The following is a 22,962-nucleotide window of genomic DNA, read 5'->3' as shown; positions in this document are numbered from 1 at the left end:
TCAGAAGAAGCCGCGGCGTTGCCACCAGCCGGCTTTTTTTGGCTTGCCGTCATTGTCGGCCTCGGCGGGCTCGCTGCGCGTGGATTTGACCGTCGGGGTCGCCGAAGAGGAGATGTTCGATTCGCGGTTGGCGCGGACCGGCTTGGCTTCGTCCTCTGCCGGAGTCGCGAGATCGGCGTAGGCTTCGGCCGTTTCGGCTTCCGCAGGTACGGCTTCGGCAACCGGTTCTTCGACGGGAGACGCGGCGGCCTTGCGGCGGCTGCGGCCCTTGGCGGGCTTTGCTTCCGTGACAAATGCGCCGGACTCGACGGCTGCCATTGCCGGCTGGCCATCGGCGGCTTCTTCGGCAACGGCCTCGACGATCTCAGCCTGCGTTTCGGCCTCGGTGCCATCCCCGGCATCAGCGGCGTTTTCGTCGACGGCTTCCGCGCCGGCGCTCAGTTCTTCGCCTTCCTCGCGGTTGCGGCGGCCGCCACGTTTGCCGCGGCGCCGGCGTTTGCGGCGCTGGGATTCTTCGCTTTCAGCCCCCGTTTCGGAGGTTGCTGCGGCTGTATCATCGCCCTCGCTACCCTCCTCGTCGCCTTCATCCTCGTTGCCGGTTTCGCCGGAAACGGTCTCCTGGGCGGCGATCTGCTCACCGGCACCATTGCGGCCACGGCGGCGGCGGCGGCGCTTGCGCTTGCGGCCGCCTTCGCCATCACCTTCGGCGCGCTGCTGGGGCGCGCGCTCGGCGGCTGCGGGCTTTTCTTCAAGCTCCTCGTCTTCTTCCTCCTCCGTCTCGATGACGATATCTTCGTCGTCATCGTCAGGGATGGCTGCGAAGTTGAAGAGGGTTTCGATCTTGACCGGATTTTCGACCGGTTCGCCCCGATCGATCGCGAAATGTTGCGAGCCGACTGCGCTATCGGCATCGACGACAATTGCGACGCCGAAGCGGGTTTCATAATCGACGATCGACTGGCGCTTGTGGTTGAGCAGGTAGAGCGCGATTTCCGGCGTGGTGCGCACGGTGATGTCGTGCGTCGTGTTCTTCAGCAGGTATTCCTCGACGCCGCGCAGCACATGCAGCGCGACGGAGGACTGCGAGCGCACATGGCCGGTACCGCCGCAATGCGAGCAGACCTGGGTCGTGGATTCAAGCACCGAAGCGCGGATGCGCTGGCGGGACATTTCGAGCAGGCCGAAATGCGAGATGCGGCCGACCTGGATGCGGGCACGGTCGTTCTTCAGGCATTCCTTCAGCTTCTTCTCGACGGCGCGGTTGTTGCGCTTTTCTTCCATGTCGATGAAGTCGATGACGATGAGACCGGCAAGGTCACGCAGGCGAAGCTGGCGGGCGACTTCATCGGCAGCCTCGAGATTCGTCTGGAGTGCGGTGTCCTCGATCGAATGTTCACGCGTCGAGCGGCCGGAGTTGACGTCGATCGAAACGAGCGCTTCCGTCTGGTTCATGATCAGGTAGCCGCCGGACTTCAGCGTCACCTGCGGCTGCAGCATGCGGTCGAGTTGCGCCTCGATGCCGGAGCGCGAGAAGATCGGATGGATGTCGCGGTAGGGCTGAACCACCTTGGCATGGCTCGGCATCAGCATCTTCATGAAGTCTTTCGCTTCACGATAGCCTTCCTCGCCGGAAACGATGATTTCGCTGATGTCCTTGTTGTAGAGGTCGCGGATCGAGCGCTTGATGAGCGAGCCTTCCTCGTAGACGAGGCAGGGCGCGGTGGATGCGAGCGTCAGCGTGCGGACGTTTTCCCACAGGCGCATCAGATATTCGAAGTCGCGCTTGACCTCGACCTTGGTGCGGTTGGCGCCGGCCGTGCGCAGGATGACGCCCATGCCCTGCGGGACTTCGAGCATCCGGGCGATTTCCTTGAGACGCTTGCGGTCCTGCGGATTGGTGATCTTCCGGGAAATGCCGCCGCCGCGAGCCGTGTTCGGCATCAGAACCGAGTAGCGGCCTGCGAGCGAGAGATAGGTGGTGAGCGCCGCGCCCTTGTTGCCGCGCTCTTCCTTGGCGACCTGCACAAGCAGGATCTGGCGGCGCTTGATGACTTCCTGAATGCGGTACTGCTTGCGCGGCTTGCGCTGTACGCGGTCCGGTACCTCTTCCATCGCGTCTTCGGCGCCGACGGATTCGATCACTTCCTCTTCATGGTCGTCGTCGTCATCGTCGTCATTGCCGCGGCGGCGGGAATCGACGTCTTCGGAGATCGAGTCGGTCTCGACAGCAGCAGCCATGCTGCCGCCGACGGGGCCTTCGTCGTCATTGTCGACGACTGAGGCGGAAGGTGCTTCGACATCGGTCGGGATGGCATCTTCGGTTGCGGTGGTTTCGACGGCCTTCTTGCGGCTGCGGCGCGGCTTGGCCTTCTTTGCCGGAGCCTCTTCGGCGGCCGGAGCGCTTGCTTCAACCGGAGCGGCGTCTTCGGAAACCTCTTCGGCGGCCGGCTCTTTCTTCGGCACGATGCCGATGTCGGGCTGCTCCTGGGTCGACAGGTCGCTCACCGGCGCGGTTTCGACATGCTCGACATCGTCGTCTCGGCGGTGCTCCTCGGCCTCGGCGCGAAGCAGAGCCTGACGGTCGGCCAGCGGGATCTGGTAATAGTCGGGATGGATTTCGGCAAAGGCCAGGAAGCCGTGCCGGTTGCCGCCGTAATCGACGAAAGCGGCCTGCAGCGAGGGTTCGACCCTCGTTACTTTTGCGAGATAGATGTTGCCGCGTATCTGCTTCTTGTGCTGCGACTCGAAGTCAAATTCTTCTATACGGTTCCCGCGAACGACAACGACACGTGTCTCTTCCTCGTGAGACGCGTCGATAAGCATTTTGTCTGCCATGTAAGGTGTGCTCCTCGGCGCAGCCGCAGACGCGCATTCCCGCCTGTATTGATAACAGGGGGCATGCGGTCGAACGTGGGTGCGCCGGATAATGAAAGTCGCGCTTGGTTCGGGCGGGACAGCAGCAGCCAGGCAACAGCGGGGAAATCATTCTCCCGGGGCCTGTAGACTTTGGATAAAACCTGCTGCGAAACCATTATGACCAAGCGAGATCGACAATACTTAAGACCCCTTGGGGTCCGATGAGTTTGCTCCTCAGAGCGTTTGGTGGCTATCCACCGATGAAGTTTCCGCATACGCCGGAAAATTCAGGATCCAGTTTACCGTGGAGAGAAGCGCGTAAGACGGCGGACGATTGCCGGTTGTGGCGCCAAGGTCCTCGTGGGGTTGGCAGCCGCGCGGCGACTCTATCCCGTCAACACTTTCTAACCTGAAAATCGTTGTATGGTTTCTCTGTCACAATAGCAAGGGAAAAGCCAAATGCGCCATAATATTGATGGATTTCGAAACGCATAGACAATGGGGAAATAGCGGTCCTGATTCGGCGCGGCGTACAAGCGCTGAAAGCCGGGCGGTGCGTGTATTAGGCCGCAAGGATCCATTGCAATGACAGATAGGGTGTGCGGTCGATTGTTTAAGAGGGTGCGGCCCGCAGCGGGGGAATCCGGCAAGCGGAAGATGAGATTCGTAGGCGTGCTCGCAGCGGCGGCGGTTTCGCTCCAGGCCATCACCGCGCTTGCCGCCGATCCGAAGAAGCCCGAGGCGTTGCTTGCCTATGGCGCCCGCATCATCGGCGACGACGCTCGAACCCGCGTCGTCATCGATTTCGACCGGCAGCCGAGTTTTTCGGTCCACTATATCGCCAACCCCGAGCGGCATCGTCGTCGATCTGCCGGCGACCGCTTTCGGATTCCAGGCCAAGGATCTGGCGGCGAGGGGGCTTTTCAAGGACATCCGCTACGGCACGATGGACGAAGGCAGCGCCCGCATCGTGCTGAGCGCCGTCAAGCCGGTGAAGCTGGCGACGGCCAAGGTGCAGGCGGACGAGGATGGCAGGGGCTACCGCCTCGTGCTCGATGCCGAGATGACCGGCAAGGAGGAGTTCACGGCCCTCGTCAAGGCGCAGTCCTGGAGCGATCCGGCAGACCGTCCGCAGCCGGCGAACGCAATGCCGGCGCCCGAGGCGGCAAAGCCCGGCGATTTCATCATCGCCGTCGACGCCGGCCATGGCGGCATCGATACCGGCGCGATCGGCGTCGATACCAAGACCGAGGAAAAGCAGGTGACGCTCGCCTTCGCCAAGGCGCTGACCGACCGGCTGAACCGCGAGCATGGCATCAAGGCGTTCCTCACCCGCAGCGAGGATGAATTCCTGTCACTTGCCGAGCGCGTGCAGATCGCCAGGCAGAACCATGCTGGCCTCTTCATCTCGCTGCACGCCGATACGCTGAAGCAGAAGGATATCCGCGGCGCGACGGTTTATACGATCTCCGACAAGGCCTCCGACAAGCTTGCAGCCGATCTTGCCGAGCGCGAAAACCTGTCCGATCAGATCGCCGGCAAGGAAACCGCCGCCGAACCGCCGGCAGTGGCCGATATCCTGCTCGATCTGACGCGCCGCGAGACCCAGGCCTTCTCGATCTCGCTGGCCGAAAGCGTGCTCGGCTCCTTCAAGGATCAGATCAGTACGATCAACAATCCGCATCGGCATGCGGGCTTCCAGGTTCTGCGGGCGCCGGATGTGCCCTCGATCCTGCTCGAACTCGGTTTCCTCTCCAACGCGGAAGACGAAAAGCTGCTGCTCGACGAGAAATGGCGGGTGAAGATCGCCGAGCTGTTGACCGACGCCGTCAAGCGCTACCGCTCCTCCGTGGTTGCCAATGGCGGCTGAGGCCGTGGCTGAGATGTGACACCCGCGGCGAAAGCAAAGCGGAGCATGTGAATGGGGCAGGGGAGCCCTATTTTGCTCACATTCAGGCCGTTACTCGCCGCTATGTTTTCGACAGGCGGGTTGGACGGCTTGTCGCGATGGCGCTCATGGAGTAAGCCCGCGCGACGTGCAAGTCGCCCGCTTAGATGCAAATATAGCGCCTGCGCCGATTGAAAATTTGGAATACCGGTAGCTCAATATGATCAGACTTCTTGGATATTTCTTCGGAATTGCTTGCGTCCTGTTTCTCGGCGCTGCTGCCGTCGTTGCCGTCTACCTGGCAAACGTCGCGAAGGATCTCCCCGATTACGCCGTCCTGAACAGCTATGCGCCGCCGGTCACCACCCGCGTGCATGCCGGAAACGGTGCGCTGATGGCCGAATATGCCAAGGAGAAGCGTCTTTTCCTGCCGATCCAGGCGATCCCGGATCGCGTCAAGGCGGCCTTCCTTTCGGCCGAAGACAAGAATTTCTATAACCATCCCGGCGTCGACTTGAGCGGCCTTGCGCGCGCCATCGTCGTCAACCTGCAGAATTTCGGCTCCGGCCGCCGTCCGGTGGGCGCCTCGACGATCACCCAGCAGGTGGCGAAGAACTTCCTCCTGACATCCGACCAGACGATCGACCGCAAGATCAAGGAAGCGATCCTCTCCTTCCGCATCGAGCAGGCCTACAGCAAGGACAAGATCCTCGAGCTCTATCTGAACGAGATCTTCTTCGGCCTGAATTCCTACGGCATCGCCGGTGCAGCACTCACCTACTTCAACAAGTCGGTCACCGAACTCACGGTTGCCGAAGCCGCCTATCTCGCCTCGTTGCCGAAGGGCCCGGCAAACTATCATCCCTTCCGCCATCCGGATGCCGCGGTGGAGCGCCGCAACTGGGTCATCGACCGCATGGTCGAAAACGGCTATGTGAGCCAGAGCGACGGGGCGGAAGCCAAGAAGCAGCTGCTCGGCGTGACCGCCCGCAGCAACGGCCCTTCGCTCTTTGCTTCGGATTACTTCGCCGAGGCTGTCCGCCGCCAGCTCATCGGCCAGTATGGCGAAAAGGCGCTTTACGAAGGCGGGCTTTCGGTCCGCACCTCGCTCGATCCGCAGATGCAGCTTGCCGCCCGCAAGGCGCTGCAGGACGGCCTGACGACCTACGACGAACGCCGCGGCTTCCATGGACCGCTGAAGTCGATCGACACCACTGCCGATTGGGGCAAGGCGCTCGCGGAAATCCCAGCACTCTCCGACGTGCCCGAATGGCGCCTCGCCGTCGTGCTTGCCGTTTCCACCGAAAGCGTCGACATCGGCCTCCAGCCCGCCAGGGACGGTGCGGGAAAGGCTGCCGCCGAGCGCGAGCATGGCACGATCGAGGCGAAGAACATGCAGTGGGCCTACCGCTCCTCGACCGGCGAGCGCAAGACGGCCAAGTCGCCGGAAGGCGTGCTTTCGCCGGGCGACGTCGTCTATGTCGAGCGGCTGGGGGGCGAAGGCTCGACCTCCTACCGTCTTCGCCAACCGCCGAAGGTTCAGGGCGGCCTCGTTGCCATGGACCCGAAGACCGGCCGCGTTCTTGCGATGGCAGGCGGTTTTTCCTATGGGCAATCGGAATTCAACCGCGCGACGCAGGCGATGCGCCAGCCGGGCTCTTCGTTCAAGCCGTTCGTCTATGCTGCGGCCATGGACAACGGCTACACGCCGGCTTCGGTGATCATGGACGCGCCGATTGAGGTCGTCTCCGGCGGCCAGGTCTGGAGGCCGGAAAACTACGGCGGTGAGTTCAACGGTCCGTCGACGCTGCGCTCCGGCATCGAGCACTCGCGCAACCTGATGACCGTGCGCCTTGCCAATGACCTCGGCATGAACATCGTTGCCGAATATGCCGAGCGCTTCGGCATCTACGACAAGATGCCGGCGCTGCTTGCCATGTCGCTCGGCTCCGGCGAGACCACCGTGTTGCGCATGGTTTCGGCCTATTCGGTGATCGCCAACGGCGGCAAGCAGATCAAGCCGACGCTGATCGACCGCATCCAGGACCGCTACGGCAAGACGATCTTCAGACATGAGGAACGCCTCTGCGACAGCTGCAATGCCGGCGACTGGCAGAACCAGGAAGAGCCGAACATCGTCGACAACCGCGAGCAGGTTCTCGACCCGATGACGGCCTATCAGATCACCTCGATGATGCAGGGCGTCATCACTCGCGGCACTGCGGCCGGCAAGATCGACCTCGGCGGGCGCGACGTGGCCGGCAAGACCGGCACCACCAACGACGAGAAGGATGCCTGGTTCGTAGGCTTCACGCCCGACCTCGTGGCCGGCCTCTACATGGGTTTCGACAATCCGGCGCCGCTTGGCCGCGGCGGTACGGGCGGCGGCCTCTCGGCTCCGATCTTCAACGAATTCATGCAGGCAGCCGTCAAGGACATGCCGGAATCGAAATTCGTCATCCCGCAGGGCATGAACCTGATCCCGATCGACCGCAAGACCGGCATGGCGGCGATGGAGGGCGATCCGAACACCATTATCGAGGCCTTCAAGCCCGGCACCGGTCCGGCCGACAGCTTGTCCGTCATCGGCATGGACAGCACCATGGCGCCGGAGGAAATCCTGAAGACCTCGCCGCAGGCCAACCAGGCCGTGCAGTCTGGCGCAGGCGGCCTCTACTGAACAATCCCCGCATGGATGCGACGGCGGCGGCTCTTTACATCCGCGGCCGCCGCAACTATTTGACGGACCAACTCAAGACCAACGCAAAGAAGCAGGAAAATGCGAGCGGAAATCGAAAACGTAGTCGATGAAACCAAGCAGGCTATCACCCTGCTGAGGAGGCATCTTTGACTGGGACCAGGCGATAAGACGGCTGGACTGGTTAAACAACAAGGCAGAGGACCCGAATCTCTGGAACGATGCTGCCGAAGCTCAGAAGCTGATGCGCGAGCGCCAGCAGCTCGATGACGGCATCAACGGCGTGAAGCAGCTCGAACAGCAGCTGAACGACCATGTCGAACTCATCGAGATGGGTGAGGAAGAGGGCGATGAAAGCATCGTCAAGGAGGCCGAGGACGCGCTGAAGAGCCTGAAGGCCGAGGCCGCGCGCCGCCAGGTGGAAGCCATGCTATCCGGCGAGGCCGATGCCAACGATACCTATCTCGAAGTGCATTCGGGCGCCGGCGGCACCGAAAGCCAGGACTGGGCAAACATGCTGCTTCGCATGTACACCCGCTGGGCCGAACGCCAGCGCTTCAAGGTCGAGCTTCTCGAAGTCCATGACGGCGAAGAGGCGGGCATCAAGTCCGCGACGCTGCTCGTCAAGGGACACAACGCCTATGGCTGGCTGAAGACGGAATCGGGCGTGCACCGGCTCGTGCGCATCTCGCCCTACGACAGCAATGCGCGCCGCCATACGTCCTTCTCGTCGATCTGGGTTTATCCGGTGGTCGATGACTCTATCAACATCGAGATCAACGAAAGCGACTGCCGCATCGACACCTACCGCTCGTCGGGCGCGGGCGGCCAGCACGTCAACACGACCGACTCGGCAGTGCGCATCACCCACATCCCGACCGGCATCGTCGTCGCCTGCCAGCAGGAGCGCTCGCAGCACAAGAACCGCGCCAAGGCCTGGGACATGCTGCGCGCCCGCATGTATGAAGCGGAACTGAAGAAGCGCGAAGAGGCAGCAAGCGCCGAAGCGGCGTCCAAGACCGAGATCGGCTGGGGCCACCAGATCCGCTCCTACGTGCTGCAGCCCTATCAGCTGGTCAAGGACCTGCGCACCGGCGTTTCGAGCACGGCACCGGGCGACGTACTCGACGGCGACCTCAACGAGTTCATGGAAGCAGCGCTCGCGCACCGCATCAGCGGCAAGCCGGACGCTGTTCTCGAGGACGTTGATTGAGATTGGAGGGAGAACCGTAAGAGACGGTGAGCCTGACTTAAACGTGTGGCATCCGGCTTAGCGGCTAAATCCGCTTGCAGCAAGTGGTTGCAGGCGGCTTGGCGTGTGTGCCAAGCCTATGGCAAACGACATGATGTGCCGATGGAAAACACTGCCTTACCTCCCAGTCTAAGGGCGCTGCTATCTCGACACGAGTGGAAGCAGGACGATCTGGGATGTTCGTCTGCAGACGTGTTCAGGCTCGCAGAAGGTGGCCGGACGCGGTTTTTCCTGAAAGGCGAAATTGCGGGTCCTTTTGCGGAATTGCCGTTGGAGGCGGAGCGTCTGCTGTGGCTTGCCGAGCAAGGACTGCAATGCCCCAGTGTCGTCGCCCTGGAAAGCCATGAGGGCAGAAACTGGCTGCTGCTGAGCGCGCTCGCGGGAAGCGACCTGGCTTCGTGCAAATTGACCACAGATAGGCAGCGCATCGAGATTCTGGCGGCCGCTTTGCGTCGATTGCACGAACTTGATCCGGAAACCTGCCCTTTCGACCACAGGCTGACAGCTCGTTTGAGGCTTGCCAAGGCGCGGATGGTAGCGGGGGCCGTAGACGAGGGTGATTTTGACGAAGAGCGGCAAAACGCAACCGCTGCGAGCCTTTTTGCATACCTGGACGCCAACCAGCCTGACGTCACGGATCCCGTCGTTGCCCACGGCGACGCCTGTTTGCCGAACTTCATCACGCATGAAGGGCAATTCAGTGGATATGTCGATTGCGGCCGTCTGGGCGTTGCGGATCGATACCAGGATATTGCGTTGGCACTGCGAAGCATCCGATACAATGTCGGGGAAGCGTGGGTTCGGCATTTCCTCGATTGTTATGGGCTTTCCGGCATCAATGACGGGAAAGTCGCCTACTACATGGTGCTTGACGAGTTCTTTTAGTTCGCGCAAATCCCAGCGCTCGAGGCTTTCATGAGCTGGAAGGCCTTCGTCAGCCCGGTTTGCTTCAACCAGAACGACGGTCTTGGTCAGATGCTCTGCCCTGATGTGGACAGGGATTTCAGGCAGATCGGACGTAATTCCGTTCAGTTAGATCAGATCCGAAAGAGCGAGAGCCGTTTTCTCGAGCAATTCCAGCGTTTCAGCCTCTACTGGCAGTGCTTCCACGTCGTTGTCGATGCGACCCAGACACTCGCGTCCTCATGCCACGCGGTGCGGACAAATATCGACAGCGCTTTATAATCTCAGCGAGCTCGACTTCGAAAAACATGCGTCGTCCAGTTGCTGCGAACAGTTCGTCGCCTTCTCATTTCGCGACGGAAATCCATACTGCAGCCAGCTACACACTGAGCGGCAGCGGCGGGCCACCGGCTGTTGCATAGTGACAACACCGGCCGATCTCTTTCCGCTGCCGGGTTGAATCGGTCGCGGTTGTCCGCGATGCTTAGGCTCTCATTGGTCCGATCCCCGGGGAGACTGACATGAAAGCGAACCTGTCCAACCAGAAAGGAAACATCGCCCACAAGGACATTCTGCTTCATGCACACTCTGTTCCCCCGCGCGAGGAAAAGCCCGCCGCGCCATAACCGCTTCCTGAAATTCTTCCGCGACTATCCGCGCAACGCCGACCGCGACCGGCGCCGCTTGCGCATGCGCAAGTTCCTCTCCTACTATCGCCCACACCTGCCTTTGCTGTTGGCGGATCTGCTCTGCGCAATCCTCGTCGCCGGTACGGCGGTGGCTCTGCCGCTCTGTGCCAACTTCGTCACAAGCCGCCTTCTGGCTCTGCCCAACATGCCGGAGGCCTACGAGCAGATCCTTGCCGTCGGCGCCTTCATGCTTGCCATCCTGGCGATCCAAACCGTTGCCATCTTCTTCGTCGACTATCAGGGGCACGTGATGGGCGCCCGTATCGAGGCCGCCGTCCGGCAGGAGCTCTTCGAACACTGCCAGAAGCTCTCGTTCAGCTTCTACGACCGTCAACGCACTGGGCAGTTGATGAGCCGCATCACGAACGATTCCCTGTGGCTGGGCGAGCTCTTCCACCACGGCCCGGAGGACCTCTCCATCGCCGTACTCAAATATGGCGGCGCCATGCTGGTGCTGTTCTTCATCGATCCGCCTTTGGCCAGCCTCATCCTGCTGCTCACACCGGTGGCGGCGGCTTATGCGCTGCATTTCAACCGGCGCATGAACCGCGCACTCGAAGCGAGCAAGCGGCAGATCGCCGCCGTCAACGAACGCGTGGAGGACGCACTGGCGGGCATTCGCGTCGTCCAGTCCTTCGCCAACGAGGCGCTGGAGCAGGAGCGTTTTGCCAAGCTGAACCGGCGGTTCCTGCAAGGCCGCGCCGACGGCTACCGCAGCGAGGCCTGGTTTTCGGTGGGCACCGAAACTTTCGCACAGCTCATCACCATACTTGTCATCGTGATCGGGGGGCTGCGCATCCTGACGGCGGAGCTGTCCGTGGCGGACATCCTCACCTTTCTGCTCTGCGTGGCGGTGCTGGTCGATCCGATGCAGCGGCTCGCCAATTTCGTCCGCCTCTGGCAGGAGGGCTACACCGGCTTCGTTCGGGCCATGGAGATCCTGGAGATCGCACCGGACGTCTTCGACCGCCCGGCCGCCCATCCCATGCCAGCTCCAAGGGGTGAGATCAGTTTTTCCGACGTCGTCTTCGGCTACGAGTCCGATGGCCCCAAGGTGCTCGAGCGGCTCTCGCTTACCATTGCGCCGGGCGAGTTCGTGGCCTTGGTTGGTCCTTCAGGGGTGGGCAAGAGCACGCTTTGCGCGCTCATACCGCGCTTCTACGATGTGCAGGCCGGGGTGATCCGCATTGACGGTACCGACATTCGCGACGTGACGCTCTCGTCACTGCGGCGACATGTCGGGGTGGTGCAGCAGGACGTCTATCTCTTTGCCGGCACCGTGGCGGAGAATCTTCGCTACGGCCGGCCCGACGCGACCGATGCCGAGGTGGAGGCCGCCGCCCGTGCCGCCAACGCTCACGACTTCATCACGGCTCTGCCAAATGGCTACGCCACCGATATCGGCCAACGCGGTGTCAAGCTTTCGGGCGGCCAGCGGCAGCGCCTCACGATAGCGCGCGCTTTCCTCAAGGATCCGGCGATCCTGATCTTCGACGAGGCAACCAGCGCGCTCGACAACGAGAGCGAACGGGCGGTTCAGAAGGCGCTGCTCAATCTCGCGAACGGCCGAACCACCCTGGTCATCGCCCACCGTCTTTCCACCGTCCGCCACGCCGACCGCATCCTGGTGCTCACAGGCGATGGCATCATCGAACAGGGCACCCATAACGACCTCATGGCGCAGGAAGGCGTCTATGCCAACCTGCACAGCGTGCAGGCAAGCATTTGACCACTGGCCCGCCGCAACGGTGGCGGGCCAGCAGTCAAAAAGCGGGCAGAGCGCGGTTCAGGCCGTCTTAAGCCGACCTGTCTCCACGAGGCGAGGGACGCATGGCAAGGGCGCGGCCTTGGACGGCGATGGCGATTGCGACGGCGGTCAGAGCCGCCGCGACGGCGAAGGTGACCTGCATGCCGGTGGCAACGGCTTCGGGACGTGCCGTCGTGATATCGGCCGTCATCGCGGCAAAGGCGAACACGGCGCCCATGACGGAAGCGCCGGTGATGAGCCCGAGATTGCGCGACAGGCTGAGCAGGCCGGAAACGACGCCCCGCCGATCGGCGGGGATATCGGTCATGACGGCGGTGTTGTTGGCTGCCTGGAACAACTGATAACCAGGGGTCAGGACGGCGATGGCGGCAATGTAGCCGGCAACGCCGAACATTGCCGGAAGAACGGATAGGGCAACTGCACCGACGGCCATTTCGATGAGCCCGACGATGACCCCGAACGGCGCGCCCAAACGGTCGACGAGACGGCCAGCCGGCGCGCCGGTCAGCGCCGAGACAACCGGGCCAATCGACATGACCATTCCAACGAACGCCGCGTTGAGCCCGAGCGCACGGGAGAGATAGAACGGGCTCACCACCAGCGTCGCCATCATTATCGTCGAGACGAGGGCGTTCATGGCAAGGCTGGCGCTGAACTCCGAATTGCGGAATGCTGCCAATGGGATCAAAGGCGATGCCACTTTCGCCTCAGTGAAAACAAAGAGGACGATGCCGGTGAGTGCAGCCATCAGGAGCGTCGCATTCAGCGTGCCGAAATGGCCGCGCCCTATTGTCATGGCGAGAGCATAGGCGGCGAGCGCGCCTGCAAGCAGCAGCGTGCCCAGAGCGTCGAAGCCAGGGCGGTCCGTTTTCGGCAAATCGCGGTCGACGGGCAGGAAACGGTGGGCAAGAAAAAAGGCCAGCAGACCGAGCGGGATGTTGACGAGAAAGATTGCCCGCCAGCCGAGCCAGGCGATCGCAATGCCGCCAAGCGACGGACCGAGCGCGGTGCCGATTGCCGACATCGCTCCGAGCAGTCCGATGGCGCTGCCGGTTCTTTGCTTGGGGACCGTCTCGCCGACGAACGCCATCGTAAGCGCCATCAGGACGGCGGCGCCGAGGCCCTGCGCGGCCCGGGCGGCAATCAGCCACCAGAGCGAGGGTGCAAGGCCGCAGAGCGCCGAGGCGACAGTGAACACGACCAGCCCCGCCAGGAGAACCCGCCGGCGCCCGGCAATGTCGCCCAGCCGTCCGACGCCGACGATCAAGATCGTGATCGCCAGGAGGTAGGCAAGAATGATCCACTGCGCCTGTTGGAATGGTGCGGCGAACACCTGAGCCAATGTCGGCAAGGCGACATTGGCAATGCTGGTGCCGAGCGAAGATAGCAGCATGGATAGGCAAAGGCCGGCAAGCGCCCATCGAACCGAAGTTGCCGGGGTTATGCCATCGTTGGTTGCGTCATCTGTGCAGGAGGTCATCGGCCCTTCCCCCTCAGGCCTCTACGAGGCTGTTGACGACCCGGCGCGCGAGCGGTGCGACCACGAAGACGACAGCGAAGGCGGCAGGAACAAATCGGACCGATATCATGAAGAGCTACTCCAAAATTTGCGTTAGGAACAGAGATAGCTCGCGGCCAGATAGGGCGGAAGGTGCATCATATGCATCTCATTCGTGCGTTTGACGCCATGTCATCTTGCGCCGGCTGTGCTATGGTCGCTGCATGTCGCATCCCGATCTCAATCTGCTTATCACCCTTGATGTGCTTCTGAAGGAATGCAGCGTCGCCCGCGCCGCCAAAAGGCTGCGGCTAAGCCCGTCCGCGATGAGCCGCGCGCTGGCGCGATTGCGCGAGGCGACCGGCGATCCGCTGCTGGTTCGGGCCGGACGCGGCCTTGTTGCGACGCCGCGGGCGCTCGAGCTTCGCGAGCGTGTAAGCCAGCTCGTGCAGGACGCCGAAGCTGTTCTGCGTCCCGTCGAGACCCTCGACCTGACACGGCTTGTGCAGACATTCACGCTCAGAAACCAGGATGGCTTTGTCGAGAATTTCGGACCTGATCTCATTGCACGTGTCGGCGACCAGGCGCCGGGCGTGCAGTTGCGTTTCGTACCAAAGCCGGACAGGGACAGCGCGCCGCTGCGCGACGGCAGCGTTGACCTGGAAACGGGCGTCGTCGGAAAAGCCATGGGGCCGGAGGTGCGCGCGCAAGCGCTGTTCCGAGACCGCTTCGTCGGCGTTGTCCGGATGGGGCATCCGTTGTGCGAGGTTGCGATCACGCCTGCGGATTACGCTGCCGGCCGGCATATCCTCATCTCGCGGCGCGGGCTCGACAGGGGACCGATCGATGACGCGCTTGAGCCATTCGGCCTGAAACGGGAGATCGTAACGGTCGTTGGCGGCTTTTCGGAAGCTCTGGCTCTGGCGCGTGCCTCGGATCTGATCGCCAGCGTCCCCGAACGCTATACGGGAAACCTGCGTGACGGGATGTTCTCTTTCCCTCTGCCGGTTTCGCCGCCGGACATTACGATCTCGCTGTTGTGGCACCCGCGGACGGACCTCGATCCGGCGCATCGCTGGCTGCGCGAGTGCGTTCGGGAGGTTTGTGCGGGCAGGCCGCCGGTTCGAGCAGTCAGTTCGTCGCCTTCTCGATGGTGATCTCGCCGAATTCGTCGATCAGCACGGTCCAGCCCTCGGATTCGGCATTCGGATCGGTCTTCAGGTAGACCGTGGCGAAGAGGCCGGGCTGCTTGCCCATGCCCGTGGAACTTTCCGGACGGATATCGGTGACATAGGGTTTGAGCTGCGTGAACTCGTGCAGCTCGACGCTTGAGACGATTTCCGGGCCGCTGTCGGCCTGCGCGATCTGCTGCAGGTAGATTTTCGAAGTCTTGTCCGGCTGGCGGACGGAAAACAGCTTGTAATAGCCGCGGCGCGGCTGAGGTTCCACTTTTGCCGGATCGCTTGCTGCGCCCGGCGCACGCTCGATCGCGATATCCGCACGGCTTTCCTCCCAATAGCCGGTGCTGGTTGCAAAGATCACGGCGGGCGGAAGGATCGTGTCGGCTGGCGTAACAGCCTTCGCAAGGCCTGCCGGGCCGGTGATGAGCGCAGCGGCAAGAAGAGCGGTTCGAAGCTGCATGGCCTCAATCCTCGAATTGTTCGGCAAGAATGCGATCCGACCATGAGCGGTCCGGATCGGAAAGGATGCGCGCCGTCATGTGCTCCGACTGGGCGATGCGGATATGCAGCACGGATTTGACCTCGGCATTGTCGGCAACCGCATTCACGGGCCGCTTTTCGGCCTCGAGAATATGGATGTCGACCGTCACCTTGTTCGGCAGCAGCGCGCCGCGCCAGCGCCGCGGGCGGAAGGCGCTGACCGGCGTCATGGCAAGCAGCGGCGCTTCCAGCGGCAGGATCGGGCCGTGGGCCGAAAGATTATAGGCGGTGGAGCCCGCGGGCGTTGCCACCATGAGGCCGTCGCAGATCAGTTCCGCGAGACGCACATGCCCGTCGACCTCGACGCGCAGCTTGGCGGCCTGGTAGGACTGACGGAAGAGCGAGACTTCGTTGATGGCGAGTGCCGTGGAATTGGTGCCGTCGGCGTTGGCCGTCGTCATCTGCAGGGGATGGAAGGCATTCTCGACGGCCGCGCAGATGCGGTCCTGCAGTTTCTCGGTGCGATAGTCGTTCATCAGGAAACCGACAGAACCGCGGTTCATGCCATAGACGAGCTTGCCGGAATTCATCGTGCTGTGCAGCGTCTGCAGCATGAAGCCGTCGCCGCCGAGCGCCACGATGACATCGGCTTCCTCGGCGGGAACCTCCCCATAAAGGCGAATCAACTCTTCCCGCGCGGCAAGCGCCTCCGTTGCCGAGGAAGCGAGGAAACAAAGCGTCTGAAATGAACGGCCCATGTGATGCCCTTTATGATCTTCGCCTAGCTAAAGGATAAAGGGCTTATGCGACAAGGTATTTTGCGCGCAAGCAGACTCTGCCGCCTCCGCTGTGGGCTGCCGAAGAGGGGAGAGCGGCTGCTATTTCTGCTCTCGCGTGCCCGGCGCTGCTTCGCGCTGATCCCTGTCTTCCAGGTCGGTTTCGACGATGTAGACATCGCCGTGGAGGCGGGCCTGTTCCTTCAGGGCGGCCTGTTTCGCGCGTTCATCGGGCTCGATTTCCCCAAAAGGGCGGTCCCGCGCTATGTCCTCCGGCTTGATATCCAGCAGGGCCTCGTGCGGATGGCCCATTCCGGAAGCCAGCCCGCGCGCGGCCTGCAATTTGGCTTCCTCCCGACGCTCGGCAGCGGCCGCAGTGTCCGAGCAGCGTGCATCATCCGTGCCGGAATCAAAGCTCTTGTCCTGACCTGGCATGTCGATCTCCTACTGTGACTGGCTCCTACTGTGACTGGTCGATTGCGTGGGGAGCGGGCCGGCCGGGCGTTTCGGACGACTGGAAATAACCGGCGCTCTCGGCGGCAAGGACGGCGGCAAGCGCCAGCGCGATGGCGACCGCCCAAGCATACCGCCGGCTCATCGCGATGCCTCATGCGGCGGCTTCTCGTAGAGTTTCCGCACCTTGCGGTCCTGCGCGTCCTGCTCAGTGCGCGAGAGCTTGCGGTTTGTGAGCATGCCGTAGGCGATCGCGCAGCCGAGAAGGAAGGCGCCGCCGGCGATAGCGAAGAGCCAAAGATACTCCGCAACCATGCTTCGATCCTCCTTGAAGATTCGAACCGGTGGACGGCGGATTTGTTCCGTTGCGGCAACAGCAAGTCCGGAAGGGGACGGGCCGGTTGGGCCTGCGGCTGCAGATTTTCAGGAGACGGAAAGGCGGCCGTCAGGCGCTCCGGCGAAACGAAGCCGCGTACCGATCCGCTGCGCGTTCGATGCTGTCGAGGGTATTCATGAGATCGACCATATCGCAGGCCTCCGCCCACTGCATGCCGCAGATCGGGATACCGTCCAGGGCGGCTGGCTGCATTGTCATTCCGTCAACAACAAGCCAGCGATCATCGGCTTCATGCCGGAGATTATACCGTCGCATCACCGCTCTCCCGCGGCGACCATATCATATTTTAGCAAGAGCGCGAATACGCCTGGTCAGTCGGTGGATAGCGAATGCAGGGCCGTTCAGTGCACGGATTGCTCGGTATCGTCCAGAAACGAGCGAATGCCGTCGCGGGCGATTGTCGCCAGGAATTCGTCAAACGCCTCGCGGTCGGTCGCGAACGGTTCGTCCCAGCGGATGAGATCCTCCTCCTGCGTCACGACTTCCATCGACCAGTCCTCGTTGGAGCCGGCTGTCCGGAAGATATCGACGAGCACGGTAATGCCGTCCTCGGTGAATTCGCCGGCAAGTTCCGAGTATTCGAGTTTCGGTTTTTTGGGCATTCGATATCGCAATCCATAATTGTCATAGCGTACACGAGCGAGGTACTTTCACGTGCGCTTGGTAGATTTGTCAAGGAACCAGCCATTCAAAGCAACGCCGCGGTCCGGTTGCGCCGGGTTCCTGGAAAGAGGGAACTCTCTTGGCCGCGTGTCGTTGTTCCCATGTCACCACCAGCCAATGGAGCGTCAAAATGAGCAAGACAGACGTCAAAAAGCTCGTGAAGCGGGCCGAGCGCCAGGTCGAAAACACCAGCGCCGGCGGCCATCTCGGCGGCACCTATTTCGGCCAGCAACCCGACGGAAAGACGGCATCCTCGACCAACAGCGAGGCACGCAAGTCACGCTCGAACGACGGCCGCAACTGACGACGAGTATGGAAGCCTGCCCTCGGCAGACGATGCGATCGGGGCGTCCGGACTGCACGGGCGTGTGGCACCGTGCGCCAAAAAAAATCGTGATGCAAATGGGCCTCCGGCAGGGTTCGAACTCCTGATCACAAATCAGGATGGAAAGCTTTATTCTACAGGTGCTTCTATGCGTCATGCACCATCTGTGCGCCATCGCCGAAAATAGAGCACGAAACCTGATCCATTAGATTGCGGTGCGTGTCGCTTGGAAACATGTGGCGGCTCATCGTGACGGCCAGTGAGGAGTGACCGGCGAACGTGTGGACAGTTCTTCGGCTGCATGCCGACCTTCATCCATGGGCTGATCGCGAAGCGGCCGATTACGTGCCAGTTGAAAGCCTTCGTGCTCGGTTGCCTTGCGAGCAGCGGCCGGAACTCGCGCTTTAGAATGTTCTTGTGATCGAGGAATCCGCCCTTGGAATTCGGAAACACAAGGTCATCAGCTCGGAGCTCTTGGCCGCGTCTTTCCACTTTCGAAGCTCGGCCAGCATCGCCGACGACAACGGCACCTGCCGAATGCCTGCTACTGACTTCGTTGTGTCCTCATTCTTGTAGGCGTCGACACGCTCTCAACTGGCCGACGGTTCCTTTCTCGGCGTGATTTGCGCGCCGGCCGGTGCGTGGCATGTTTCGATCCCGGCGCTTTGTCCGCAGACCACCACAGCCCGCCCACCGGCCTCACCAGCCGGCGGGTTTTTCTTTACAGCTTCATCAAAAAAAGAGACCGCCCCGACTGCGAGGCGGTCAACGCGGATTCGATATCCGCCGACCACGGTGAGAGAGGGGTGAGAGACACCGAAGTCGATAGCAGCTTGGCGCAGCTGATCGCCTCTATGGTTGGGGTGTTGAGGCGATAGCGCAACATACCAATGGACCGCGCCTCCCGACATTATACGTTGGTTGTCTCAAGCTAGACCCTTGGTATGCTGCGTCTTGTTTCTTATGCGCGATTCATGTTCCAACGAATCGCCGCTACCCTCGGGAAAAGCCCGGAAAACATGGTAATTCTGGTTAAATCATTGGCGCATGAAAAACCGCCAGCTAAGCGCGGGCTAGCATCAAGTCACTGATTTTATTAACTAATATATGGTGCCCCCGGCAGGGTTCGAACCCGCGACCCCCTGATTACAAATCAGGTGCTCTACCAACTGAGCTACAAGGGCAATGCGTGCCAACTAGCAGATTCTTCCGGTCTGTAAAGAAAAATCCGACCTGGGCGCGATTTCGTGATCGATCATAGACCCAATCCCTCTTCATCGTGAACCTCGCGGGATACCCCGGCGTTCAGGCCGGGGAGGAACGCGAGAGCGGCCTTGGCTGCTTCCCGCTGGGATTTGACATATTCGGCGATCACCGAGAGCGGTGCGCCGCCACAGCTTGCCGCAAAGGAGGACGGCGACCACAAAACGCCCTTGTGGTAGCGCCCGGTGATTTCCGGGCGGCTCTCGCGCAGACGTCGGCTGGATACGCCTTTGCGGCTGTTGACCAGCTTCGACAGGGCGATCTTCGGAGGGTCATGCACCCGCAGGTGAACATGATCGTCCTCGCCGTCGCATTCGATCAATTCGGCCTCGAAGTCGCGACACAGCTTGGCGAAGATGCGCCGCAGGTGGCGGATTGCCGGTTCTGACAGAACGTCACGGCGGTATTTCGTGACAAAGACCAAATGACCATGGAGCATGTAGACGACATGCCTGCCGGTGCGATCCACGGTTGCGCTCCTTGGAGCAATTGATAGAATCGTAACATGATCCACCGCGCTTTCCGCTACAAGCTCGCTCCGACCGCCGAACAGGAAGTCCTGTTGCGGCAGTTCGCGGGTGTTGTGCGGCTGGTCTATAATCTGGCGCTGGAGCAGCGCAGGGACTGGTGGCGGCATTACCGGCGGCAGACCGGGAACCGCTTGAATTACATCGCCCAGGCGCGGGAATTGACCGCCCTGCGGGCCGCGTTCGACTGGATTGCCGCCGTGCATGTGACGCCCCAGCAGCAGGCCCTGCGCGATCTGGATAAGGCGTATGCCAACTTCTTCGCCGGGCGCGCAGGATATCCCTCGCCCCGCAAGAAGGGCGTGAACGGCGCCTTCCGCTTTCAGGGGCGGGAGATCGAGGTCAAGCGCCTGAACGGCAAGTGGTCCGCCGCGCGCCTTCCCAAGATCGGCTGGGTGAAGTTCCGCGACACGCGGCGCCTGCGTGGCAAGACCATGAACGTGACGGTGAGTCTGGCGGCGAACGGCTGGCACATCGCCTTCGCCTGCGAAATCGACCATGCCGTCCCGCAAAACGATTTGCCCGCCGTGGGGATCGACCGGGGCGTGGCGAACACGCTGACGCTTTCGACCGGGGAGCATTGGTGGATGCCTGCCGGCCTTGCGGAGATCGAGCCCAGGAAGCGCAGGGCCCAGCGCGTTCTGGCGCGGCGCAAGCGCGGGTCGCGCCGCCACGCGAAGGCCCGCCGCCGCGTTGCAGCCTTGCAGGCCCGTGCTGCCCGCATCCGGCAGGATTGGCGGCACAAGGCCAGTCTTGATATCGCCCGTCGCTTCGCAACGGTCGTGCTGGAAGACCTCGCCACGCGCAACATGACGCGCAGCGCCAGGGGAACCGTGGACGCGCCCGGAACCAACGTCTGCCAGAAGGCGGGCCTGAACCGGGCGATCCTCGAACAAGGCTGGCACGGCTTTGAAACCGTGTTGGCCTACAAGCTCGAAGAGCGGGGCGGATACCTGTGCAAGGTCGATCCCCGCCGCACCTCGCAGACCTGTTCGGCCTGCGGAGCCGTGGACAGGGAAAGCCGCGAAAGCCAAGCGTCTTTCCGCTGTTGCCAATGCGGCTTCCGCGCCCATGCCGACCACAATGCTGCAATCAACATCCTGCGTCGGAACACGGCGTCTATGATCGTGGAGGAAGGGCAGCGGCTCTCCGTTGAAGCGATAACGATCGGCGGAGCTTCGCGCCCCCTCGGAAATCCCCCGCTTTCGAGCGGGGGAAGATGTTAATTCATGAACAAAAGCTGAAGTAGCGATTCAGGAGGCGTTCAGGGCAGGAGGCGCAGATTTCGCTCACCTTCATCAAGGAGATGAGCCATGAGAATTGCCCGTTTTGCCATTGCAGCGCTTCTGTCGCTCGGATCGGCCGTCGTTGCCGTCGAGCCCGTGGTTGCCGCTCCCGTATATGCACCTGTTGCGTCCGTCGATAAGAGCGACGTCGTGAAGGTGCACTACCGTGATCATCGCCGCCATGGGCGCCATTCGTGGCGGCATGAACGCCGTTACTGGCGCCATCATCCGTATGCCTATGAGCGCCGCCACTACCGGCCCTGGCGCGCCGAACGCAGGTGGAGGGAACGTCATTACTGGCGTCATCATCAGCGGCCGCACTACTTGTATTTCCGCATCGACCTATGATCGCCCGCTGGCTTGCTGATGCCGGCTCTCAAAAGGGCGGCATCATCAAGATACCGAGAATGGGGCTGCTGGAGCAGCCGTCGATCAGCAAACGCGATGCCGCCGGTGCGATTCCCGGCGGCTATTGCGCCGGTGGTGTCGGTGTGGGTACCGGCGTCACAGGCGCCAGAGGATCCGGCTGGCGCGTCGGCTGGGTGGGATCGACCCATATGATGCTGAGAATGATGGCGACGAAGACTGCGATGAACAGGATGCCGAACAGGAGGGGCCGGATTGCCATGCCGGGTATTTTCCTTCTCTCTCTTGCTGTTGCGCTGCGCTCCGGCGAACCTTAGGCCCACCATTCGTTCATTTTGAGACGTCCGCTTATTTCTTCAGATGAAGCCGGGCGGCATACATCGCGATCGCAGCCGCATTCGAGACGTTCAGCGATTTGATCGCGCCCGGCATGTCGAGCCGCGCAAGCGCGCTGACGGTCTCGCGCGTCTTCTGCCTGAGACCCTTGCCTTCGGAACCGAGGACGAGCGCAACCTTGTCGCCTGAGAACGTGCCTTCGATCGGCGCCGGTCCTTCGGAATCGAGGCCGATCGAGAAGAAGCCGAGCCGATGCAATTCACCAAGCGCGTCGGCAAGATTGGTGATCTGTATATAAGGAATGAGTTCCAGCGCGCCGGAGGCCGATTTCGCAAGCACGCCCGATTCGGTCGGGCTGTGTCTTTGCGTGGTGATAACGGCGCCTGCATTGAAGGCGACGGCCGAGCGCATGATGGCGCCGACATTGTGCGGATCGGTGACCTGGTCGAGCACGAGGAGCAGCGGGCTGTCCTTCAGCGCCTCCAGGCGCCGGACGGGCAGCGGGCGGGTCTCCAGCATTACGCCCTGGTGGATCGCATCGGGGCCGAGCACCTTGTCGATATCCTGCGGCGAGACGATCTCGACCGGAATGCCGAGCTGCCCGGCATCGATTTCGAGGCGGGTGAGGGCATTCTGCGTCACCGTCAGCTTGACGTTTTTCCGCTCGGGATTTTCGATTGCGGCGCGCACGGTATGCAGGCCGTAGAGATAGACCTGGTCGGCCGTAAGCGCCGGCGCCTTCCAATCCTCGCCGCCGCGTTTGCGCTTCTGCGGAGGCGGCGTCGGAATTTCGCCGCGCTCGCGCTTGGCATCGCGGTGGGCACGCCGCAAAGTGGCGTAGTGCGTATCCTTGGGGGACTTGTCGGTTGCGGGCTTGCCGCCGGATTTGTTGTCTTTGCTCATGCGGCTTTATAACGGCGGTGCTTCACCGCGCATAGGGTTTCTTTGCCGGCGGCGGCTTTCAACAGGCGATGAAATTTTTCGTGTTTTTTCTATTGTCTTCATGTTGACATGGGCAAATGCTCCGGTCATATACGCGGCGCAGATCGAGGGGCGGTAACGCTCCTGGGTCTTCGAGCTTGGTTACGATCCAGACGAAAAACTGGAGAGATGCCCGAGTGGTTAAAGGGGACGGACTGTAAATCCGTTGGCTCAGCCTACGTTGGTTCAAATCCAACTCTCTCCACCATTCGTCACTTGGATCGCACCACCCCGCGGGTATAGCTCAATGGTAGAGCAGCAGCCTTCCAAGCTGAATACGCGGGTTCGATTCCCGCTACCCGCTCCAAGCCTTTCAATTCTTCGGCAATGCCGCGCATTGCGCGCGCTTTTTTTGGCGCCGTGCCTTCGAGCGCGC

Annotated in this window: 20 protein-coding genes, 3 tRNA genes and 2 pseudogenes; 13 read left to right on the top strand and 12 right to left on the bottom strand. The window is 61.9% G+C overall.

Features of this window, described 5'->3' with window-relative positions; translation table 11 throughout:
• Positions 1-2,835: an Rne/Rng family ribonuclease gene (locus ACZ9DP_RS27215; protein ID WP_074067505.1), complete on the bottom strand. Its 2,835-nt coding sequence runs from the start codon at positions 2,833-2,835 to the stop codon at positions 1-3.
• A gap of 678 nt (positions 2,836-3,513) precedes the next feature.
• On the opposite strand from ACZ9DP_RS27215, the pseudogene ACZ9DP_RS27210 reads away from it, so the two are divergent.
• The 6 genes and pseudogenes from ACZ9DP_RS27210 to ACZ9DP_RS27185 all read left to right on the top strand — a co-directional run bounded on the left by ACZ9DP_RS27210 (position 3,514) and on the right by ACZ9DP_RS27185 (position 12,015).
• Positions 3,514-4,726, top strand: a pseudogene (locus ACZ9DP_RS27210) (N-acetylmuramoyl-L-alanine amidase).
• A 238-nt stretch (positions 4,727-4,964) separates the two neighbouring features.
• Entirely contained in the window at positions 4,965-7,424 is a 2,460-nt protein-coding gene (locus ACZ9DP_RS27205; protein ID WP_194729439.1) for a penicillin-binding protein 1A, read from the top strand.
• Positions 7,425-7,523: 99 nt separating this feature from the next.
• A protein-coding gene (prfB, locus tag ACZ9DP_RS27200) for a peptide chain release factor 2 (protein WP_132552188.1) occupies positions 7,524-8,655 on the top strand; the annotation gives its coding sequence in 2 pieces (ribosomal slippage) (positions 7,524-7,592 and positions 7,594-8,655; 1,131 coding nt in all).
• 141 nt (positions 8,656-8,796) lie between these two features.
• Positions 8,797-9,579, top strand: a complete 783-nt coding sequence (locus ACZ9DP_RS27195) for an APH(3') family aminoglycoside O-phosphotransferase (RefSeq protein WP_476204129.1) — start codon at positions 8,797-8,799, stop codon at positions 9,577-9,579.
• A 30-nt stretch (positions 9,580-9,609) separates the two neighbouring features.
• Positions 9,610-9,879, top strand: a complete 270-nt coding sequence (locus ACZ9DP_RS27190) for a hypothetical protein (RefSeq protein WP_476204128.1) — start codon at positions 9,610-9,612, stop codon at positions 9,877-9,879.
• A gap of 297 nt (positions 9,880-10,176) precedes the next feature.
• Positions 10,177-12,015, top strand: a complete 1,839-nt coding sequence (locus ACZ9DP_RS27185; RefSeq protein WP_476204127.1) for an ABC transporter ATP-binding protein — start codon at positions 10,177-10,179, stop codon at positions 12,013-12,015.
• A 67-nt stretch (positions 12,016-12,082) separates the two neighbouring features.
• Here ACZ9DP_RS27185 and ACZ9DP_RS27180 read toward each other — a convergent pair whose 3' ends face one another.
• Positions 12,083-13,534, bottom strand: coding sequence for an MFS transporter (locus ACZ9DP_RS27180; RefSeq protein WP_476204126.1), 1,452 nt, complete (start codon positions 13,532-13,534; stop codon positions 12,083-12,085).
• 242 nt (positions 13,535-13,776) lie between these two features.
• Here ACZ9DP_RS27180 and ACZ9DP_RS27175 point away from each other — a divergent pair, with 242 nt between their 5' ends.
• Positions 13,777-14,709: a LysR family transcriptional regulator gene (locus tag ACZ9DP_RS27175; protein ID WP_476204125.1), complete on the top strand. Its 933-nt coding sequence runs from the start codon at positions 13,777-13,779 to the stop codon at positions 14,707-14,709.
• Here ACZ9DP_RS27175 and ACZ9DP_RS27170 read toward each other — a convergent pair.
• The 7 genes from ACZ9DP_RS27170 to ACZ9DP_RS27140 all read right to left on the bottom strand — a co-directional run bounded on the left by ACZ9DP_RS27170 (position 14,684) and on the right by ACZ9DP_RS27140 (position 17,441).
• Entirely contained in the window at positions 14,684-15,193 is a 510-nt protein-coding gene (locus tag ACZ9DP_RS27170) for a hypothetical protein (protein ID WP_074067517.1), read from the bottom strand. The two genes, ACZ9DP_RS27175 and ACZ9DP_RS27170, sit on opposite strands and share 26 nt — an antisense overlap.
• 4 nt (positions 15,194-15,197) lie before the next feature.
• The gene (locus ACZ9DP_RS27165) at positions 15,198-15,971 is read right to left on the bottom strand and encodes an NAD kinase (RefSeq protein WP_074067519.1); all 774 of its coding nucleotides are present in this window, start codon (positions 15,969-15,971) and stop codon (positions 15,198-15,200) included.
• 120 nt (positions 15,972-16,091) lie between these two features.
• Complete coding sequence (locus tag ACZ9DP_RS27160; protein WP_476204124.1) at positions 16,092-16,424, bottom strand: DUF2934 domain-containing protein; 333 nt, start codon at positions 16,422-16,424, stop codon at positions 16,092-16,094.
• 25 nt (positions 16,425-16,449) lie between these two features.
• Positions 16,450-16,587 (bottom strand): hypothetical protein, encoded by a 138-nt coding sequence (locus ACZ9DP_RS27155; protein ID WP_156886386.1) that lies wholly within the window; start codon positions 16,585-16,587, stop codon positions 16,450-16,452.
• The gene (locus tag ACZ9DP_RS27150; RefSeq protein ID WP_476204123.1) at positions 16,584-16,757 is read right to left on the bottom strand and encodes a hypothetical protein; all 174 of its coding nucleotides are present in this window, start codon (positions 16,755-16,757) and stop codon (positions 16,584-16,586) included. The genes ACZ9DP_RS27155 and ACZ9DP_RS27150 overlap by 4 nt, the downstream gene beginning before the upstream one ends.
• A 130-nt stretch (positions 16,758-16,887) precedes the next feature.
• Complete coding sequence (locus ACZ9DP_RS27145) at positions 16,888-17,094, bottom strand: hypothetical protein (RefSeq protein ID WP_022714900.1); 207 nt, start codon at positions 17,092-17,094, stop codon at positions 16,888-16,890.
• An 86-nt stretch (positions 17,095-17,180) separates the two neighbouring features.
• Positions 17,181-17,441 carry a hypothetical protein gene (locus ACZ9DP_RS27140; protein WP_074067521.1) on the bottom strand — a complete coding sequence of 87 codons (261 nt, stop codon included), beginning with the start codon at positions 17,439-17,441 and terminating at the stop codon, positions 17,181-17,183.
• 191 nt (positions 17,442-17,632) lie between these two features.
• On the opposite strand from ACZ9DP_RS27140, the gene ACZ9DP_RS27135 reads away from it, so the two are divergent.
• The gene (locus tag ACZ9DP_RS27135) at positions 17,633-17,806 is read left to right on the top strand and encodes a hypothetical protein (protein WP_167377862.1); all 174 of its coding nucleotides are present in this window, start codon (positions 17,633-17,635) and stop codon (positions 17,804-17,806) included.
• A gap of 1,129 nt (positions 17,807-18,935) precedes the next feature.
• Here ACZ9DP_RS27135 and ACZ9DP_RS27130 read toward each other — a convergent pair.
• Together ACZ9DP_RS27130 and tnpA are read right to left on the bottom strand one after the other, a co-directional pair.
• A tRNA-Thr gene (locus ACZ9DP_RS27130) sits at positions 18,936-19,011 on the bottom strand.
• A 161-nt stretch (positions 19,012-19,172) separates the two neighbouring features.
• A pseudogene (tnpA, locus tag ACZ9DP_RS27125) lies at positions 19,173-19,559 on the bottom strand (IS200/IS605 family transposase); the annotation flags it as partial.
• Between the two features lie 36 nt (positions 19,560-19,595).
• Here tnpA and ACZ9DP_RS27120 point away from each other — a divergent pair.
• From ACZ9DP_RS27120 to ACZ9DP_RS27110, 3 genes are all read left to right on the top strand, one after another.
• On the top strand, positions 19,596-20,843 hold the full coding sequence (locus ACZ9DP_RS27120) for an RNA-guided endonuclease InsQ/TnpB family protein (RefSeq protein ID WP_476204122.1): 1,248 nt from the start codon (positions 19,596-19,598) through the stop codon (positions 20,841-20,843).
• 87 nt (positions 20,844-20,930) lie between these two features.
• Positions 20,931-21,251, top strand: coding sequence for a hypothetical protein (locus ACZ9DP_RS27115; RefSeq protein ID WP_194729446.1), 321 nt, complete (start codon positions 20,931-20,933; stop codon positions 21,249-21,251).
• A complete protein-coding gene (locus ACZ9DP_RS27110) occupies positions 21,248-21,586 on the top strand; it encodes a hypothetical protein (protein ID WP_476205544.1) in 339 nt (112 codons plus the stop codon). The genes ACZ9DP_RS27115 and ACZ9DP_RS27110 overlap by 4 nt, the downstream gene beginning before the upstream one ends.
• A 31-nt stretch (positions 21,587-21,617) precedes the next feature.
• Here the strand turns inward: ACZ9DP_RS27110 and rlmB are convergent, their stop codons facing one another.
• Positions 21,618-22,508, bottom strand: coding sequence for a 23S rRNA (guanosine(2251)-2'-O)-methyltransferase RlmB (gene rlmB, locus ACZ9DP_RS27105; RefSeq protein WP_194729447.1), 891 nt, complete (start codon positions 22,506-22,508; stop codon positions 21,618-21,620).
• A 201-nt stretch (positions 22,509-22,709) separates the two neighbouring features.
• Between rlmB and ACZ9DP_RS27100 the strand changes: the two genes are divergently transcribed.
• A tRNA-Tyr gene (locus ACZ9DP_RS27100) sits at positions 22,710-22,794 on the top strand.
• Positions 22,795-22,819: 25 nt separating this feature from the next.
• Positions 22,820-22,893: transfer RNA gene (locus ACZ9DP_RS27095), tRNA-Gly, on the top strand.
• Positions 22,894-22,962 lie beyond the last annotated feature (69 nt).

It is taken from the genome of Rhizobium sp. USDA 4016 (assembly GCF_056279705.1).
Note: the sequence above shows the minus strand (reverse complement) of the source record. Positions and strands in the feature narration are given on the sequence as shown.